At 58.4% G+C, this 19,209-nt stretch carries 16 protein-coding genes; 3 read left to right on the top strand and 13 right to left on the bottom strand.

The annotated features are described in order from the left end of the window. Window positions 1-36: 36 nt before the first annotated feature. From NT179_09600 to NT179_09615, 4 genes are all read right to left on the bottom strand, one after another. Window positions 37-3,024 (bottom strand): SMP-30/gluconolactonase/LRE family protein, encoded by a 2,988-nt coding sequence (locus NT179_09600; protein ID MCX5722265.1) that lies wholly within the window; start codon window positions 3,022-3,024, stop codon window positions 37-39. 571 nt (window positions 3,025-3,595) lie between these two features. Beyond that, window positions 3,596-4,441: an SMC-Scp complex subunit ScpB gene (scpB, locus tag NT179_09605; GenBank protein ID MCX5722266.1), complete on the bottom strand. Its 846-nt coding sequence runs from the start codon at window positions 4,439-4,441 to the stop codon at window positions 3,596-3,598. An 8-nt stretch (window positions 4,442-4,449) separates the two neighbouring features. Then, entirely contained in the window at window positions 4,450-5,244 is a 795-nt protein-coding gene (locus tag NT179_09610; protein ID MCX5722267.1) for a segregation/condensation protein A, read from the bottom strand. Between the two features lie 79 nt (window positions 5,245-5,323). Further along, window positions 5,324-6,385 (bottom strand): pentapeptide repeat-containing protein, encoded by a 1,062-nt coding sequence (locus NT179_09615; protein ID MCX5722268.1) that lies wholly within the window; start codon window positions 6,383-6,385, stop codon window positions 5,324-5,326. Window positions 6,386-6,587: 202 nt separating this feature from the next. Here NT179_09615 and NT179_09620 point away from each other — a divergent pair, with 202 nt between their 5' ends. Further along, entirely contained in the window at window positions 6,588-7,235 is a 648-nt protein-coding gene (locus tag NT179_09620; protein MCX5722269.1) for a hypothetical protein, read from the top strand. Window positions 7,236-7,360: 125 nt separating this feature from the next. On the opposite strand, the gene NT179_09625 is transcribed toward NT179_09620, so the two are convergent. After that, window positions 7,361-7,816 carry a hypothetical protein gene (locus tag NT179_09625; GenBank protein ID MCX5722270.1) on the bottom strand — a complete coding sequence of 152 codons (456 nt, stop codon included), beginning with the start codon at window positions 7,814-7,816 and terminating at the stop codon, window positions 7,361-7,363. 127 nt (window positions 7,817-7,943) lie between these two features. Continuing rightward, entirely contained in the window at window positions 7,944-8,483 is a 540-nt protein-coding gene (locus NT179_09630) for a hypothetical protein (protein MCX5722271.1), read from the bottom strand. Between the two features lie 302 nt (window positions 8,484-8,785). On the opposite strand from NT179_09630, the gene NT179_09635 reads away from it, so the two are divergent. Together NT179_09635 and NT179_09640 are read left to right on the top strand one after the other, a co-directional pair. Next, window positions 8,786-9,160, top strand: coding sequence for a cupredoxin domain-containing protein (locus tag NT179_09635; GenBank protein ID MCX5722272.1), 375 nt, complete (start codon window positions 8,786-8,788; stop codon window positions 9,158-9,160). Between the two features lie 475 nt (window positions 9,161-9,635). Then, window positions 9,636-11,126: a hypothetical protein gene (locus NT179_09640; protein MCX5722273.1), complete on the top strand. Its 1,491-nt coding sequence runs from the start codon at window positions 9,636-9,638 to the stop codon at window positions 11,124-11,126. Between the two features lie 58 nt (window positions 11,127-11,184). Here NT179_09640 and NT179_09645 read toward each other — a convergent pair whose 3' ends face one another. From NT179_09645 to recG, 7 genes are all read right to left on the bottom strand, one after another. Then, a complete protein-coding gene (locus NT179_09645; protein MCX5722274.1) occupies window positions 11,185-11,718 on the bottom strand; it encodes a hypothetical protein in 534 nt (177 codons plus the stop codon). Beyond that, entirely contained in the window at window positions 11,697-11,894 is a 198-nt protein-coding gene (locus NT179_09650) for a hypothetical protein (protein ID MCX5722275.1), read from the bottom strand. Before NT179_09650 ends, NT179_09645 begins: the two co-directional genes overlap by 22 nt. Before the next feature lie 727 nt (window positions 11,895-12,621). Beyond that, the gene (locus tag NT179_09655) at window positions 12,622-13,593 is read right to left on the bottom strand and encodes a DUF2971 domain-containing protein (GenBank protein ID MCX5722276.1); all 972 of its coding nucleotides are present in this window, start codon (window positions 13,591-13,593) and stop codon (window positions 12,622-12,624) included. A gap of 263 nt (window positions 13,594-13,856) precedes the next feature. Next, complete coding sequence (locus NT179_09660; GenBank protein MCX5722277.1) at window positions 13,857-14,915, bottom strand: adenosine deaminase; 1,059 nt, start codon at window positions 14,913-14,915, stop codon at window positions 13,857-13,859. A 77-nt stretch (window positions 14,916-14,992) separates the two neighbouring features. Continuing rightward, window positions 14,993-15,940 carry a Ppx/GppA phosphatase family protein gene (locus NT179_09665; protein ID MCX5722278.1) on the bottom strand — a complete coding sequence of 316 codons (948 nt, stop codon included), beginning with the start codon at window positions 15,938-15,940 and terminating at the stop codon, window positions 14,993-14,995. Continuing rightward, complete coding sequence (locus tag NT179_09670; protein MCX5722279.1) at window positions 15,937-16,260, bottom strand: hypothetical protein; 324 nt, start codon at window positions 16,258-16,260, stop codon at window positions 15,937-15,939. Before NT179_09670 ends, NT179_09665 begins: the two co-directional genes overlap by 4 nt. A 218-nt stretch (window positions 16,261-16,478) precedes the next feature. Then, on the bottom strand, window positions 16,479-19,031 hold the full coding sequence (gene recG, locus NT179_09675; protein ID MCX5722280.1) for an ATP-dependent DNA helicase RecG: 2,553 nt from the start codon (window positions 19,029-19,031) through the stop codon (window positions 16,479-16,481). Window positions 19,032-19,209 lie beyond the last annotated feature (178 nt).

A 19,209-nucleotide genomic window follows, 5' to 3' on the forward strand; every position in this document is an offset into this window, starting at 1 on the left:
TCCCTTCACCAGCTCCTCAAACCCTCGTGACCGCTCTTACGATTTTCTTGATGTGCCCGTAACCTGCGCGTTCTCGATTTCAGCGGCGCTCTCGGCGTTTTCCTGGAGCCGCTCACTGCCCTCGTCGGCCGGCATGAACTGTTCGACCCGGGTGTTTCCGCTGTCGACGACAAACACGCTGCCCCTGACATCGACCGCAATGCCGTAGGGGAAGTTAAATTGGCCCTTGCCGTTCCCGAACCCGCCCCATTGGGTGATGAAGTTGCCTTCTTTATCAAACTTTTCGATGCGATGGTTGCCGGTATCCGACACGTATACATCGCCGGCTCCATCGACCGTAATGCCCCAGGGTGATCGCAACTGGCCGGCTTCCTGCGCAAGCGGGCTGCTGGCGTGGCCTGGCTCGGAACTGCCGCCCCACTTGGTCAACAACTGCGGCAGCACGTTGGTGCTGGTATCAAATTTCTGAATCCGGTGATTACCCATGTCGACGACATACACGAACCCATCCGTCTGGTCGACGGCGATGCCGCGCGGGAAGTAGAACTGGCCGTCTCCGTTTCCGAAGCTGCCCCAGGACATGATGAACTCCCCGTTCATGTCGAACTTCTGCACGCGGAAGTTGGCGCTATCGACCACGTAGACATACCCGCGCACCCGATCAACCGCAATGCCCCAGGGTGAATTGAACTGCCCTTCGCCGTTGCCGCGCGACCCGAACTTCATCAAATAGCCGCCGAGCTTCCCGTCGAATTTCTGAACCCGGTGGTTGTTCGTATCGACCACCCACACGTCGCCCTTGCCATCGCAGGCAATGCCCGTGGGGTTATGGAAGTTCGAATTGGCCGAACCGAAGTTCCCCCAAAGGATAATGAAATTGCCGGCATTGTCGAACTTCTGAATCCGGTTGTTCCCGTTATCGACGACGAATAGCGATCCCTGCTGATCGACCGTCAGCCCGTACACCGGGGCCATGAACTCGCCGCCATGCAGCAAGGATGCGCCGCGGCCCGTACGGCCCCATTCGGCCACGCAGAGATAGCCCGACGTATTGACCAGAATTGTGGTCGTGGCGGGAGTGGACACGTTTCCACCCACATCCTTGAACCACACATAGATCGCCTTCTGCCCGTCTCCCGGCGACAGAATAAACGGAATCGTCGCGCCGAACTTGGTGGCCGGCGTGACCTCGACCCAGCCCGGCGTCCCCGCCATAGGCGTCATCGGCGCTTCCGAGGTGAAATAGGCCGCCACGCCGGTATCGACGTCGTTCGCCGAAATCGTGACGATCACTTCCGGCGTATTCGTCATGAACGCGCCATGGTTGATCACGGCATAGGGGTTCTGTGGCGCCGTAATATCGATGAGGACCGGCGTAGCCGTCACTTCACTCGACAACTCGCTTTCCACACCGTTCTCGAACACCGCGGAGACGGCGTAGTGATACGGAGTATCGTTTGAAAGACCGCTATGGGTATAGGGGTTCGTCACACCCTCGACCTTCGTCGCCGACTGGGTCGTGAGTTTCGGGAGCGTATTGAAATACAAATTATAGGATTGGGCGCCAGACACCTCCATCCAGCTAAGGAAAGTTTCCGTATCGCCGGCCTTAACCGCCACGCTGCGTGGTGCAGGGGTCTCGCTGGGCGCCAGACTGGAAGCCGCAGCCGTAGCTGCATCCTTCCCGCGATCGAGCTCTTCCTCCGTCGGCACATACTTGAGCACGCGGCCGTTGCCGCTATCGACCACATAGACCGCGCCTTCTTTGTCGACGGCGATCCCGTACGGATAGTTCAACTGCCCTTCGGCCCGTCCGCGGTTTCCCCAAGCGCAGAGGAACGTCCCGTTGCCGTCGAACTTTTGAATACGATGGTTGCCGGTATCGACGACATAGACGTTGCCGAGCGCGTCGCAGGCAATGCCCCAAGGAGACTTGAATTGACCTGGGCCCGCGCCCTCGCGCCCCCACTTGGCCAGGAAGCTCCCTCGAGCATCGAACTTCTGAATGCGATTGTTGCTTTCATCCGCCACAAAGATGTTGCCGACAAAGTCGACCGCCACGCCGCGGGGGAAGAAGAAGGCTCCGTCGAAGCTGCCATCGCGGCCCCACTTGAGCAGCGCCTGCCCGTCCGAGGTGAATTTCTGAATGCGGGAGTTGCTCGTGTCGGACACGTAGAGATTGCCCTCAGCATCCGTCGCAAGTCCCCAGGGCACATCGAATCGGCCCAGATCGGCGCCGCGCCAGGCGAAGCCGAACTTGCCCCAGGCCTGCATCACATTGCCGTCGAGATCGAATTTCTGAATGCGGTTGTTGCCGCTGTCCGCGATGTACAGCACGTTGTTCGGCCCGATGGCCAACCCACGAGGATAGTAAAAGCTGCCTTCCTGAGAGGAAGGATCACCGCCCCAACGAGCGACAAACTTCCCGGCCTTGTCGAGTTTTTGAATCGAATGGTTATCGGTATCGGCCACGTAGATGTTGCCGTCTTTGTCGAGCGTGATACCGGTGGGCGAGCTGAACTCACCATCGTCGACGCCTTCGCACCCGATGCTCATGGCCAGCAGATAGGGCGAGGGAACCGCCATGACTTCCTTGGACTCGAGACTCTCCCCCTTCTGCGTCACCACAGTCACCACGTAGTAGTAGCAGGTCCCGTTGGCCAGATCGTCGTGCACGAAGGGGCTCTGGACGCCTTCGACGCAGGTGCCGTTCTCTTTCGTCACCCCGATGACGGCTTTGAAGTCATCGTCGCCGGCAATCGGGCGCGTGAGATCCGAAAACTTGATCATCACGCCCTTGGTCGTTTTGAAATAGAGATTGTAGTACATGGCCTCGGGAACGGGATCCCATGTAATGGTGACCCGGCCATTCCCAGACTTGACGGCCACGTTCGCCGGAGGCGGCGGAAGTTCTTCTTCCTGCGCAATCGAGTCGCCGGCACCCCATTCGCCCTGAATTTCTTCGATGCTCAGATGCGTTCGATCGAACCGAAACATCTCGTCGAGTAGCCATGCTTTGATCATTGGTGGTGCCTCGTGTGACAGGACCGGGTGATACCGAAGAACTTCGCCTCTTTCAACAACTTAGATTGAGAACGGGAAGTCTAACAAAGCGGCTTGAGGGGAGTCAACGGGGCTCTGAGCGCCTTTTGCTGCTCGCGCAACGCGCGGCCTCAAGGGAAAGGCAGGGACAGTTTGGAAGTTCCCTTGCTCCCGGAGCGCGCACAATCGGAATGTGCTCGCTCGACGGGCGCAGTGGGAATCCCCAAACCGCCCCTGCCAAAAAGAGAGGCCCTCGTTGGACGCGCGCAATTTAAAGGGCGCTCAGGCCCGGTTTCTGAAGGCTATAAGAAGATAGCAAAATGGGAGGACGGAAAAATTGCCCCTAGGCCACAGGGTACGCACAGATGCCCTGAGAACCCAGCGACTTCGAGGTCTACATATCCGGGCTAAGAGCCTGGCTTCCCTACCAGGATGCTCAAACAGGCCGTCCGGCAAGGCCGCAGGCGAGTCGAAGCCGGAGGCGTACCCTCAAGGGTACGTTGAGGATTTCGATGAGCCGAGAACGAAGCTGGCGGTTTTTTTCAGCATCCTGCTAGGCCTGCTCGACCGGTTCTTGAAGCAACGTTTCGTTGGTCTCTACATCGAAGCTCAACACAGACTCGCCTTCCGCCAGGTCGCTCGTGACAGGGAGGGTCTCGGAGTCGGACGATTCAGAGGTCTGGACCGCCACCAGAGACTCCTGTTCGATCGGCAGCAGCGCCTGCTCGGACTCGCCGAGCTCTTTGAACTCGCGCAACGGCGGAAGCTGGGTCAGGTCTTGGAGCCCGAAATGTTCGAGGAAGAACTTGGTCGTTCCATACATGATCGGCCGGCCCGGCACGTCTTTCCGCCCGACGATCCGCACCAACTTGCGTTCACATAACGTGCGGAGGACACCGGACGTTTCCACGCCACGGATCTCTTCGATCTCGGATCGCACCAGCGGTTGCTTGTAGGCAATAATGGCAAGGGATTCGAGCGCGGAACGAGACAGCTTTTGCGCTGCCTTGGCTTTATCCATCCGTTTCAGCCAGGGGCCATATTCCTGCTTCGTCACCAGCCGATACCCGCCTGCCACCTGCACGAGCTGAATGCCGCGCCCTTCCTGATCCAAGTCGTGCGCGAGAATATCCAGCGCCTGCACCACTTCGGCCCGTGAGACCGTTCCCAAGATCGACATGAGCCGCGCGACCGGCACAGGCTCTGGCGACACGAACAAGATGGCTTCAAGAATCGCTTTCAGTTCCCGCACGTCGATCGCGACAGACTGGCTGCTCATCACCTCAGCGATAACGTCCTTCGCCGCTGCGTCTGGCTCCTGCGTCTCGCTGGCCTCGATAGTCGGCGCAGTATCGACCAACGTCATGTCGTCTACTTCCTGTTCAACGGTTGAGCTCATGCTCATACTTACCTCCATTCAGAATCATCCAATTCCGCCGGGTCCGGTACCAGGGAAAAGGCGCGCGAAACAAGGATCGGCCCGAAGTTTTCCGCTTGATAGATCCGGGCTGTGCGAAGCCGCATGAGTTCCAGCAACGCCAGAAACGTGACGATGATAACCAGGCGATGGCAGGACGGCTCGAACAGTTCGACGAAATTCACCGACTCCTGCCCTTCCAACATTTCCAAAATCGCGCTCATCCGCTCCCGAACCGTCAAGTTGTCCGGCAGAATATCCATGAACTTCTTGCCGGGGGTGCGATCGAGAATTCCCTGCAAGGCATCCACGAGGTCGAACAAGCTGACATTCTCCATCAACGTCTCATCCGGCTTCAGATCAACCGGCTGGCTCTGCTCACGGCTATAGATCTCCCGCCACAAACGCTCATGCTCGTCCAGTTGATTGGCGGCCTCCTTGAACTGCTTGTACTCGAGCAAACGCCGCACTAATTCTTCGCGCGGGTCCGGCCCGTCTTCTTCATCGACTGCGGTCTCATCGACTGGAAGCAACATCTTGGATTTAATCTGAATCAGCGTCGCGGCCATGACCAGAAACTCCCCTGCGACGGCCAGGTTGAGATCTTCCATCGCTTCGATATAAGCCAGATATTGCTGAGCGATCAGATGGATGGGAATGTCGTAGATATTGATCTCGCTCTTCTTAATAAGATGGAGCAAGAGATCAAGCGGCCCTTCAAAGTTCTCGATGCGAACTTGATAGGGCAGTTCAGTTTGTTCTGTGTCGTCTGAGTGGTTATCCACAAGCGGTTTTATACCAGCTTTGGGGGAGCGGAGCAAGTCTCCATCTATTAGTGGGGGGTAGGGGAAATGGCCCTACCCTCTACCGTGACCGGATCAGATAGGCAATCAGCATGGCGCTGAAGATGAGAAGAGAAAGGGTGATGGCATATTGGATGGTCGGATTTTCGATCCCCAGAGGCGCCTGTGCGGTCACAGATCTGGTCGCCCTGGTAAACTCCGGGCCCTTCTCAAAAAAGACCTTGGAGAAATCGTCCCGCCCCTTGAACTTGGCATCGGAGAAATCCGCTGTCGATCGGAACGTGGCCCGGCGAAAATAGGCATCCCCCTCGAACAGGGTGAAGGTAAAAAACGCCTCCCGGTCGAACGATGCCTCAGAGAAATCCGCCAGACCCTGAAAACGGCTCCCGGAAAACCCGGTGCCCAACTTGAAATAGGTGCGCGACAGATTGGCATCCTTCTGGAACACCACCTCCAGGAACTCCGCCAGCCCGTTGAATCCCGACTGCTGAAAGGTCACCGGCCCCTGAAAGACCGATCGGTGAAATCGCGTGTGAGGGCCAAAGGCCGTTTTCTCGGCCAATACATCGCGCAGGAATCGCCCCTGCACAAAATAACTCTCTTTCAGGAATATCGCGCCAGACAGGGTCACGGGCTGCACAAAGACGGTCCGCGAAAGATCCACGATCTGCTCAAACGTGGTCCCGCTAAACGTGACAGGCCCCTTCACCACCAATAGCCCTTGCGCCGATTGATGTCTGATCGCCCCGCGCACCACAGAATTCACGATCATCATGGAGCCGGGAATCACACGGGCCTCGCGCCCCTGCAGCTCCTTCATCCCATCAAGTTCCGGCGGCAATGGCCCCACAGTCAACGCATCCAGCGACAAGTCCCCGCGCACCACCACCCCTGAGAGATCGATCCCCTTCCCCTCTTTGAACGCCTGCAAGAGCTGCGTCGCATCCACCACTCGCGCCTCCCGCTCTTGCTCCGTACAGTCGGCGCTCAGATGCAGCCTCAGAGCTGCGTCAGGCCCTGAGGCAACCGTCTCCTCCTGGCAATTCGAGGCCACAGCCCCCAACGGCAGCCAGAGAAAGGCCAGCCCCCCCACCATGATCCAGGCACAGACTCGATTTATCATGCGGCCCTTATACGAAATGCCACGGCCCAACGCAAGACAAGAACCGCGAACCAGCTGGACGGCCCAACCGGATTTGCTACACTTTCACAAGCCGTAAGACCTGAAACGTCAAATGTGAAAGATTTCAAAAAAAAGAGCGCTCGGTAATCCTGCGTTTCACGTTTCACGTCTTACTTTTCACGTTTCTTGAGATGGAAGCCCCATGATGCCACGCCAGCTTGCCGCCACCTGCACAGTGATCCTCACCCTCCTCTGGGGAATCCCGATCGCGGTCCCGGCTGACAGGGCGATTGAACTCCCGGTCCTGGCGGCGATCAGCCAGAACCATCTCGGCGTGTTTGAGATTCTCATGATGTGGTGGGAGAAGAAGCCCGAGCCGAACCCCGTTCAGCTACAATGGCGCCTCGCGGGCGTAACGCTGGGCAACACCCACCTAGGCTCGATGGCTCAGGCCTTTGCCTATGCCATTGAACGCACGCCCTCAATCCAACATAGCGGGACCGTCTCTGTGCAAGGAGTCGCCTATCAACCGACCAGCAGCGACGGGCCCAGCGCCGGCGCCGCGATGACGGTGGGGTTCATTGCCCTATTCAAAGGAGAGCCCATTCAGCGAGGCATAGCCATGACAGGCACCTTGGAACCGGGAGGACAGATCGGCCCGGTCGGCAGTATCCCGGATAAGGTTCGCGCCGCCGCGCGGGAAGGCTACCGCACGATACTGGTTCCACGCGGACAAATTCATGACGCGCGATGGAACCTGAACGAATTGGGGTTTCAGCTCAATGTGACGGTGAAAGAAGTCGAGACGATCGACGAGGCGTATCAACTGATGACCGGGCGGCGGATCTAAATCAGGATGCTGAAAAAGTCTGCCAGCGTCGTTCTCGCATCGTTCAGACCCTCAACGTACCCTACGGGTATGCCTCGGATCTTCACTCGCTGCGGCCTCGCTGAACAGCCTTTTTGAGCATCTTGTCAAATCGTCGCTGCCGTGGCTCCCTGCATGATCGCGTCATACTCCGCTTGCGTCAGCCGATGCATGCCTAAGGCCAATCGCCGATTGAGCTCAGCCTGATCGGGAATCTGCAATACGTTGAGCAACAAGGCCTGGCTCACGCCGGACGAACAGGCCAGGGGGCGCACTGCGTCGATTCGCACAAAGCCAAATCGGGCTTCCGTTCTCAGCTCATCACTGAGAAACGCATCCAGGTCGGCGAAGTCCAGCACCGGCGACAGGATCTGAAACTCGGCGCAGAGTCCGACCTTCAGCACATACACCAGGCCGCGGGACCCTGGATCGAGGTAGGTCTGGAGATTCGTGCGGATCAGCCCGGTGCAGAGCCCCCAGAGCCTATGTCCAAGTTGCAGTTCGGCGCTTTCCTCCGAGGTGCGCTCTCGCAAGGCACCAGCCACGAACAAAAAATGACTCATAGGATATTCATCGCGGGCATTCAGCAGGAAGATGGCACACAGGCAGAAGGGACGCCACAAGACCGGAATACCGTTCCCGTATCATCTCGCCGGACGACTCGGCGAGACCTGGCATCCCATGCGGGCGTTAGTGCGTGTGGTAATCGTCTGCGTCGTCTAACAGGCTCTCCGGCTTTTCAAGGAAATCTGAATCTTCATCTTCCCCGTCCAGCGTGAGCTCTTCTTCCACGTCTTCATCGACTTCATCGGCCATATCCACATCTTCGGGCAGCTCATCCTCAAGGTCGGCATCCTTCGGCATCGGCGATCCCAGCGGCCGCAACAACACGGGCTTCTGAGGCGCCTCCTCCACGAACGATGGCACAGGCTTTCTGACAGGAACGGGAGCCGCCGGTGCGGACGAAACGACGGCAACCTTCTTCACGGCTGTTTTCTTCGCAGCGGGCTTGGGGGCCGCGACCGACCGCTTCTTGGCAGTCTTCGCCACCACTTTCTTTGCGGCTGATTTCTTGGCTGCTTTTTTGGGGGCTGATTTCTTCACAGTTTTCTTGACTGCCTTCTTTGCCGCCGGCTTCTTCACTGCCGTCTTCACGGCAGACTTCGCCTTGGCTTTGGCCTTCGCCTTTACAGGGGTCTTCTTCGCTGGTTTCTTCTTATTCTTCGCCATCGAAATGCTCCTCTCTCATCCATTGGATGTCTGACGCGGCCTCCATCTAGCATGAACCAATGGGGTCTTGCAACTAACAGCCCTTCCCGCCCTAACCAGATGAAAGAAAAGTCCCTCCCCCGCCACCCCCATGAGGTGAATCGCACCGTTGCACCAGGGCCAGGAAGGCCCCTGATTCTCACGACTCCCACCCAGGCTTGCTCCGGACTGACCTGGTAAAATATCTGGCACAGAGGGAGCCGAATCCTTTTCGATTGGGACCGCTCTTATGGTATAGGAACCGGATGCTCAGGAAGCGCTCTATGACCCCTCGTCTCCTCATCGCCCTGCTACTCACAGTGGGACTACTCCCGGCCTGGCCGACGGCAGCGACGCCTCCCTACACCGCTATCACGATTGAGAGTACCTCCCCCTACTTCGTTCCGAAATCCGTCACCATCTCGACCGGGTCTCCGATCAAGTGGGAAAACCCCACCGGATCAGAACATACCGTGACCCATATCGGCTGTGTGGAGGAGGGCGATCTCTGCGCCTTCGACTCCGGCCTCATGCTCCCCAACGGCACCTTTGCCGTCCCGGGTCTCGCTCCCGGCCGCTACCCCTACCTCTGCCGCATTCACCCCATCATGCGCGGAGTCATCACCGTCACAGAGACGTTTGCCCCCTCGCAGCTCTAGAGTTCGCCCAAAGAAAAGAGCGTATAGCGTATGGCTTATAGCTAGAAACCAGAGTCGGAACTACCTAAACCAATAATCGACTCATCTTCACAACCGACAGTACTCTTTCCGAGCCATCAGCTATACGCCATTCGCTATCAGCTCCCCCTCCCACGAACGACGCTTCACGATTCGTAAGGCCTTGCGAGAATCCTGGCCCCTCGTGTAGGCTGCGGCGCTCACACAGGTTGCCCAACAGGCTGCGGGAAAACTCGGTGAAAGAAAAAAGTACAGCTGAAATGTTTCGCATGCCTAGAAACTCCAATAGCCTCAGGATGCTCAAAAAGGCCGTCCAGCGGTTCGTGAGACGTGAATCGTCAAACGTGAAAGGTTTCGGAGAAGAAGCGCTCAGCCATCTTACGTTTCACTTTTCACGTTTTACCTTTCACGGTTTGCGAGAACGCCGCTGGCGGTCTTTTTCAGCATCCTGCTAACCATGAAACCAACTGTCGCCGCACACCAACCGCTCAGCCTCACCGGAGAGACCCTCAGTCTCCTGGCCTGGCACATCCCCGATCTCATCGCCTATCAACACCACGAAGACGAATGGTGGTTCGCCCCCCTCGATGACAACCTGCCCATCGTGCGATTGAATCGCACCGGCCTGGAGATGCTCCAAGCGATGAACGGCCACACATCGGTTGCGGCGCTGCTGGAAAAATACGGCACGAGGGTCTGCGGACCGGACGGACAGCCAGGCCAATGGCATTTAGAACATTGGTCCCTCCCCACCTACTCCCTCTGCTACTACGGCACAGAGCCGCCGGGCGGCCACCGCCACAAGGCCAAGTGGGATCTGCTCCTCCAAGAAATCCGGGAAGGCTGGTCAGGGCAGGAAGGGTTCGAGGGGGAAGAGCACCTTGAAGACTTTCACCACCACGGACTGACCGACAGCGGCGAAGACGACGAACACTTCGACCTGATCGAAACCACCGTCTCGCACCTCTTCCGGGAACCGAACGAAACCCTCAACGGCTTGACCTATGGCCGGCTCCTCATGAAGCAACTGCGAAAGCTGGGCTGGTTCAGCCCCAAGCCCCGCGTCATCGTGGAAGTGGGCGGAGGGCTCGGCTACCTCGCGCGTGAGTTGGGCAAGGAACTCCTGCCCTTTGAAAAACAGACCATCCGGTACATCTCCCTCGACATCACCCAGCCCTTCCTCAAGCTGCAAGTCACCCGCGCCAAGGCCGGAGGCTGGGGCGGCATCGGCACCCGCGCCAACGGCGAATGGCTGCCCTTCAAAGACAACTCCGTCGACCTCGTCATCGACAACGAGAACATGGCCGACATGACGCCGGTAAAGCTGACCAGGAAAGAGCTCCAAGAAGGAACAGGCGACACGCCGCAACATCAGGAAGCGCTGGATTGGATCAGGCGCGTGAGACTGCCGCTGGGCCAGGACCTGCCGGAAGACGTGATCTTCAACCTCGGCCCCTTTCGCTTCGTCGCAGAGCTCTGGCGGGTCTTGAAGCCAGGAGGCAGGGCCTTCCTCACGGAATTCGGGATCGAGGAAGGCTGGCCTGCGCCGGTCAAGCTGCCTGGCCATACGGAGTACGAAGTCCAGTACAGCCATCTCCGCCAAGCCGTGCGTTGGCTCGGCTTCCAGGAGCGCTATCTCTCCCTGCCCCAATTCCTCGCCATCAAGCCGGACACCAAGGTGCTCTGCACCGGCGCGGCCTATACCATTCAGCGGTTCTGCCAGGCCATGCACAAGCCCTTCCCCGTGCGGGCCTACACAGAGAAAGAACTGCAACAGGCCCTGGGCGACATGCTCCCCAAACTCCACGGCTGCCACTACCACGACGTAGTAGATCCCGCCTGGTTCGGCCTCATCGACTTCAAAGTCTTGTTATTGGAAAAACCAGGCGGAGCCCCGAAAGCCAGCTTCTCGGAGAACCAAGGCTATCGGTGGTATTCGCAAAAATAGGCAGGAAAGCTGTCAGCGTTCAACGATCAGCACAGATTCAACTGTGCGTCAGAAGCCCTTACCCGCGAAGATTCAGTTTAGCCTTCCATCCCTCGACATAGCTCCAGTCCACCTGGAGCTCAGCCTGGCGAGCCCGGATTTTTTCGAGATCCGCTTGATCTTGCAGGCGACCGGCCAGAGTCTTCAGTACAATCAAATCCTCTATCGCCAGAATCGGCACATCAAGTTCGCCGAAGACAATCATCCGCCGACGAGAGAGCGCCGTCTTAAGATAATCCGAGTCCGCCAACAGAATATCGACGACCACATCTTGGCCGCCGCGAATGCCCACCGCGCGCCAGATTGAGATTCCCTGAAACACCATGGGGGCAGAATGGATCACGGTCGAATCGAACTGGGATGCGAGCAGGGATTCGATGCCTTCACGGGTGGGCTGCTCGATGAGCATGAGCAAATCGATGTCCGTCGTGGCGCGTGGTTCAACGAGCGCACTGTAGGCCCATCCCCCGGCTAACGCATAGTGAAGGCCACGTCGATTGAACTCAGTAATGAGGGTGGAAAGCGCCTGAACTAGGAAGGACTCTGCTGCCATGCCTGCTCTTTCGCGCGCCGGATCTCGCGCATGACCTGTGCCATGGCATCGCCAACGAGGGTGCCTTGCTGCACCACCGATTGGCGCAAAGCCAAGCCAAGCTCGGTGAGTTCGATGGTGCGGCGCAAATTATCGGCGATCCGCGCATCTTCGACATTGTCGTCTGATCGTCGCATTGGACAGCAGCCTCGCAACAGTAATCTGAGCAAAGTGTACAAGACTCATTCAGCCGGAGCAACCTCCGGCTGACTTTAGGTGACGTACCCTTCCCTCTCCACGGTGGTCTCCCCAGCCTGGTTCGGCCTCATCGACTTCAAAGTCCTGTTATTGGGAAAACCAGGAGGAGCCCCGAAAGCATGGGAGAAGCAGGGCAACCAGACTGCCCTTTGTGCTCGCGCAACGCGCGGCCTAAGAAGGGGGAAACGGGGCAGCCTGACCGTCCTCCTGCTCGCGGAACGCGCACGATGAGGCTGTGCTCGTTCGACGCGCGCATTCGAGGATCGACCAGGCCACCCCTTGAAGGGAGAAGGAAGCGCACAGAGGGGAATCAACCAGGCCCTCACCGCTTGGCCCGTCCCGCGTATCTCGCACGTCTCGCGTCAAAGAAACTATGCGCACAGTGACGGACAGTCTGGTCGTCCTGCTGAGAGAGTAGAGGGAGAGCACGGAAAGGAATCCTCCGATCGGAAGACGAGATGTACGATTGCAAGACCTGACCCCTAAATACCGCATTCGATTCGGCGCTTTCACCCCAAGAGGTTAACGCACCTTGAATGTTTGCTCATGAGTTATTGCTGTGCATTACTTGAATTGGCACGTGATGATCGCCTCCTTTCCGGGAAAGCATTGCTGGCTGGATGGAAGCCGTGAAATACTATCAATTCTCTCTCCAGCTCAAAGTATCTACTTGCCACGAAATGGGATATCTGAGACCAATACTTCTGCGTCGATGCCGTGGTTGCGCAGTAGAATTTCCACGGCTTTTTTTCGTTGCTGCTTTTCGGGGTGAGGCCCTACAATGACGCGTCGGATTGGCAAGACATTCAATTTCTGATCCTCAAAGAGGTGAATGCAGGGTACAAGCTCACCGTCGCGAAAGTAGCTGTACGCTCTACGATAAGACTTCCCGCTTTGATTCGAGGGGTCGAGGCCAAATTCTGATGAAGGTTCGCTGACTACTATTCGGACCTCCTTTTCTTCCTCAAAACCTCTGTGTTTGCAAAAAGCTGAAAGTAGCTCGATGCTCTCGAACGCAGGGTAGGATTTTTCGATATCCCCAGTTGCCCAGTAGTCATTAGCCGCCTTTCTCACGCATTCAAAATGCTCCAGGACTTGCTCATCCTGAACGCGAGAAAAATCCTCCATATGATACTGGACATCGCCCCAGGCCCACCCCTCCTCGCAATACATTTCGCGTTCTGTATTGAGAAGCCCTGCCAGCCCTTTGGCATCAAAAACAATGGCATAGCCCCCATCTAGCCCGTATCCACGCCACTGGCTCAACAGACCATTTAGGGATATCCATTCGTCCTTGGTTGTGGAGAAAGACGTGAGGTAGTGGTCTTGTGCCGTGTCTTGCGCCTTTTTGAATCCCTCAACGATCTTTTTCAACCAATGGTCGAATAGATCTACTCCTAAATGATCTGCGGCCTGAACACGCGCGGAAAGATCTTCAGACTCCGCGACATACCTTTTGAATTCCGGCCTCAGGATCATAGGGAGTATGCGCTGGGAAAAACCGACACCTTCCTCCTTATCATTAAGGAAATGGATGTGGCTGGCCCAAAGGGCCTTGCTACTAGCTATGCCATGTAATCCGGCTGCAGTTGTGTAGTGAACCACCTCTTCGTGGTCTGCATAAAATTTCTTGCTCATAGAGATATTCACTCAAGATAGGGTGCGGGGCCAAATCTTGGACTAATAATAATTGATACTGCTTGTCCCTCTCAGACCCTAGCACTCATTACGTCCGCATCTCCAGATCGATCAGCACTCCTTCGCGCAGCCCTAGATCACTGACTAGCACCGACGACATCCCCAACGTCTCCATGATCGTCCGGATGATGATGGCTCCGGCTGCTAGCCTTCTTCAAGGCGAATTAAGGGGGCTGACCCCTTAATTCAGCTCACTTCTGGTGTCAACGCGTGGCTGCTGCCTCACGGAACATGGCATCGAGCTGGTCGATCCAGTGCCGCTTGCGCGCTTCGTCCGCGAAGCTCGCCTCGAAGCTGTTGCGCGCCAGCTGGTAGGCGTGGCGAGCGCCGAGAACCGGCAGCGCGGCAAAGAGTTCGATGAAGTTGGCATTGATGGAACCCCCGAAGTACGCCGGGTCGTCACTGTTGATGGTGGCACACAGACCTGCGTCCAGCAGCGCCGGCAGGCTGTGCTCGGCTAGCGTGTTGAAGACCCGTAACTTTACGTTCGACAACGGACAGACGGTGAGCGGCACGCGTTCGCGCGCGAGACGCGCGACGAGCGCCGGGTCTTCGAGGCAGCGCACGCCATGGTCGATGCGCTCAACGTGGAGCACATCCAAGGCACTGTGAATATAGGCGGGCGGCCCCTCCTCGCCCGCATGCGCTACCACATGCAGGCCCAGCTCTCGGCAGCGAGCGAACACTCGCGCGAACTTCTCCGGCGGGTGACCTCGTTCGCTGCTGTCCAGCCCCACGCCGATGAAATGCTGCCGATACGGCAGCGCCTGCTCCAGCGTGGCGAATGCCGCATCCTCGCTCAGGTGGCGCAAAAAACACAGGATCAGCGATGAACTAATACCGAAATCGGCCTGCGCACGGCGCATCGCCTGCTCCAGCCCGGCGATCACCGTTCCAAACGGCACGCCCCGGTTGGTGTGGACCTGCGGGTCGAAGAACACTTCGGCATGCACCACGTTTTCGGCCGCGGCCCGCTCTAGATACGCGAACGCGAGATCGAAGAAATCCTGCTCGGTGCGCAGCACACTGGCGCCCACGTAATAGAGGTCGAGAAAGCTCTGCAGGTCGGTGAATGCGTAAGCGCGGCGCAACGCCTCCACGCTCGGGTAGGCCAGCGTCAGGCCGTTGCGCTTCGCCAGGTGGAAGATCAGCTCCGGCTCCAGCGAGCCCTCGATGTGGATGTGCAGCTCGGCCTTGGGCATGCGCCTCAGCAGCGCAGGCAAGGCAGACCTGGGGATCGTGTCGAACGTAGCGGCATCCATCCAAGAGTCTCCCGGGGTTGAGGGGCAAGTCGTGCAACCGAATACTTCTCACGTCCGGCCTTTCGAAGGCTGCTCAGTTATCGTGTCCGGATTGCTAAATCTAAGAGCACTCCTTCGCGCAGACCCAGATCGCTGACCAACACTTCCGACATCCCTAACGTCTCCATGATGGTCCGGATGATGATCGCGCCCGCGGCTATGACTTCTTCGCGGCCTTTTTCTAGGCCTGGCAAGCCGGCTCGGTCGGCTTTCTTGCGGTTCAAGAGCGTCTGTTCGAGTTCTTGAATCGTGCTGAGCTGCAACTGATAGTTGTGGATTCTGGCTGGCTCGTAGGTGGGAAGTTTCTGAGCCATGGCTGCCAGGCTGGTGATGGTTCCCGCTGTGCCAACGAATGTGGCGGCTTGATAGCCACCCATGCCGATGACTGCTGCCGTCGTTTCTCTTACCACCCACGCTCGCGCCTGTTGCACTTCATCGGCAGTCGGAGGGTCGTGGTGCAACATCCTCTCGCGGAGACGCACGACCCCGATATCGATCGAGCGCACAACCAGCTTCTGGCCTGGCCTGTCTAAGATAAACTCTGTGCTGCCTCCGCCGATGTCGAGAGCCAGGACGTCGGTCACGCCATCGGGCAAGCCGGAGCGAATACCCAGCAATGTCCGTCTCGCTTCTTCATCGCCTGAGATCAGCTCGACCTCGAAGCCTGCTTCGCGCTTCACGCGATCGAGAAACTCATCGCGGTTCCCTGCATCACGCACGGCGCTCGTGGCGACAGCCGAGACCCTATCGACCTGCGCCTCATCAATCAGCCCCCGCCACTCTTTCAAGCACTGGATCACCCGATCCATCGCCGCCACGCTCAACCGTTTGCTCTGATCGACACCTTCGCCCAGCCGGAGGATTCGTCGCTCAGATCGCACTTCTGTCAGCTTCCCCTCAGGCGGCAAATCGGCAATCAGCAAGCGGCAGGTGAGGGTGCCGATATCTACACCGGCGAGACGCAGCCTGCGTGACGAGTCCTTCATACCTCGCTCCGAACCTCGATGATCTCCGACTCAAGCTTCCCTCGCGCCTCTTTCAGCTCTTGGATCTCTTTCACCAGCCGACCGATTTCCCCGTCGTAGAGGACCCGCTCAACCGGCTCGCCCCCCTCGCGAAGATTCACCGCTCGCTCGCCGACATCTCGATAAAGCTCGCCCAACTGCTGGTCGAGCTTGCGAATTTCGAGCCGGATTCGCAGCAGTTCCGTTTCTTCCAACGCGCGGTTCGCCACCTGCGCCGTGCCAAGTCGCAGCGTCGCCATCCCCGCCTTCAAATCATGCTTTAACCGCTGTAATAATCCCATGCTCTTTTACCTCTTAACTTACCTCTCTACTCCCCTCGGAGGGGGATGCGTGAACTAGCGTCTCCATTGCTGAAAGAGCGGGGCCCCACCGAGAGTCGACCGAAAGGGAAAGCGGAAACTGACCGAGTCTTCGAGGGAATTTCCGAAGGCTTCCCTTCGGTCGACTCCGGAAGGGTCGCTCTGAGAAGCAGGGAGACGCTAGTCCGCGCATCCCCCTCCTAACTCACCGACCCCAAATCCAACTTTGTTTCCCACCGCCGCAACATCGCTTCCCGCAAGGCCCGGTGCGCCGGCAACTTCAGCTGCGGATCCTGCTTCAAGAGGGCAACGGCCTCCTGCCTCGCCTGCTGAAGCAGCTCGGCATCCCGCAGCAAATTCGCAACGCGGAACTCCGGCATGCCCCATTGCCTGAATCCGAAAAACTCGCCTGGCCCGCGAATGCGGAGATCTTCCTCGGCAATCACAAACCCGTCGGTCGAGCGCACGAGCGCATCCAGCCGCTCTCTAGCCGCCGATGGTGCTTCGCCTGCCTCTTTAGGCTTCTTCGATCCAAACAGCACTCCGCCCGACGCGATCAACAAACAATAGGACTGGTGTGCGCTGCGCCCGACCCGGCCTCGCAATTGATGCAACTGTGCCAGCCCGAACCGCTCGGCATGTTCAATCATCATGACCGTGGCATTGGGCACATCGACCCCGACCTCCACCACCGTCGTCGCGACGAGGACCTGGATCTCCCCCTTCTTATACGAGGCCATGACCCGTTCTTTCTCATCCGACTTCATCCTGCCGTGCAACAGCCCGACACGGAACTCGGCTAATTCGTTCGCTTGCAGCTGCTCCGCTCCTTGCATGGCAGCCTGCAAATCAGTCTTCTCCGATTCTTCGACGAGCGGATAGACCACATAGGCCTGACGGCCGCTTCGCAGTTCATCGCGGAGGATCTGATAGGCCCGCCCCTTCTGGCTGTCGCTCAAAAGAAATGTCCGCACCGGCTTTCGCCCCGGCGGCATCTGATCGATCACCGACACATCCAAATCCCCATAGACCGTCATGGCCAGGGTGCGTGGAATCGGCGTCGCGGTCAACACCAGCACATCGGGCTTATACCCCTTCTCCATGAGTGTCTTCCGTTGGAGCACGCCGAAGCGATGTTGCTCATCCACCACGACCAGGCCAAGCTTGGCGAAGGTGACGCCCTGCTGAATGACTGCATGGGTTCCGATCACAACCTGCGCGGTCCCGGAGGCCACCTGCTCCCGCACGGCTTTACGCGCGGCGGCACGACCGCCCCCGCTCACAAGCACGACGGAAAGCCCGAGGGGTTCCAGGAACCCCTTCATCGTCCGATAATGCTGCTCGGCCAGAATCTCCGTAGGCGCCATCAAAGCCGCCTGATAACCGGACCCGCAGGCCAGGACCATCGCCTGCACCGCCACAATGGTTTTGCCGGACCCGACATCGCCCTGCACCAGGCGATTCATCGGTTTGAGCGAGGTCATGTCCGACAGGATCTCGCGATTCACCCGCTCTTGCGCTGCGGTCAACCGGAAGGGCAAGGCCCGGTCCAGCTTGCCAAGGAGCGGCGTCTTCGGATTGAACAGAACCTGCTTCACCTCTTCCTTCATGACTCGTTGCCGCGAAGCCAAGGCCAGTTGCAGGACAAATAGTTCTTCAAAGGCCAAACGCCGATGGGCCGGCGTGAGCCCACGATCCAGCTGCCCCCCGTCAGTCCCAGCCTGAGGAAAATGCACATCCTGAATCGCCTGTTGAATGGGCGGCAAACGATAGCGCGCGCGAAGCGAAACCGGCAACAGCTCCTGCGCCTCGACGATATGGGCGTCCAGCAGGCCTTTCATGAGCACCCGCATCTGCCGGGAGGTCCAACCCTTGGTTTCGTGGTACATGGGCACAATCCGCCCCACATGCAACGGCGCTTCGGTTTCCGCCCCTAAGACTTCGTACTGCGTGACCTCCATTTTCATCGCCACCCAACCCTGCGCCCCTGCGACTACGCGCCCGGTCAACATCACGCTCGTCCCGACCGTAAAGAATTGTTCCAGGAACGGCTGATTGAAGAACACAGCCTGGAGCCGCCCGGTGGCATCCTCCACCACAATATCGAGGATGGAAAGACGGCGGCTGCGGGCCTTCTTGGCCTCGCTTCGGATGATCGTGCCGCAGATCGAGGCCTGTGCTCCGGGCACCAGTTGCCCGATCGGGGTCATGACCGAGCGGTCCTCATAACGCCAGGGCAGGGTCCAGAGGGCATCCTCAACCGTCTCGATCCTGAACCGTTGGAGCAACGCGGTGCGCTTGGGGCCGACTCCCTTCGCGAAACGGATGGGCTGCTCCCACCATGGCTGAGAGGATGACTCGTTTACGATTGGCTGAGGCATCACGAGAGGCTCCGGTTCCTGCCAGGCCTTGGCAGGATGGCTGACCGCCTCGCGCAAGACACCGAGAATGACCATCGCTTCCTGCAGCCGTCGCCGCTGCTCCTCTGCCGGAAACAACTGCTGGTCTTCACGAAACAACTCACGCAGTTGGAGCAAGGCCGCTTCAATCGCCCGTGGATACACGCGATCCGACAGGGCCTGCATGACCTGTGAGGAAACAAAGTAACTGAGATTTTTGACGGTAGGCAGATGTGCAAAGGCATCGCGCGTCGCGAATTCGATCGGACGCGCGACTCGGTCCAGCCATTGCTGAAACTGTTCAGGAGGTGTGGGCTCGGAAGAGCTCCGTATCACAATGGCGGATCGTAACACAGCCTCGTCCACGCCTCAACGAGCCGGCTACGGGAAAGCAGGATGCTGAAAAATGGAGGGATGGCCCGGTGAGTCCCCTGTGCTCGCGCAACGCGCGCCCTCAGAAGGACCTCGTTGGACGCGCGCAGTGGGGGACTCATCCAGGCCATCCTAGGCTAACGTGAACGAGCAAGCGTGG

This window comes from Nitrospirota bacterium (genome assembly GCA_026387665.1).
Classification (GTDB): Bacteria; Nitrospirota; Nitrospiria; order Nitrospirales; family Nitrospiraceae; genus Palsa-1315.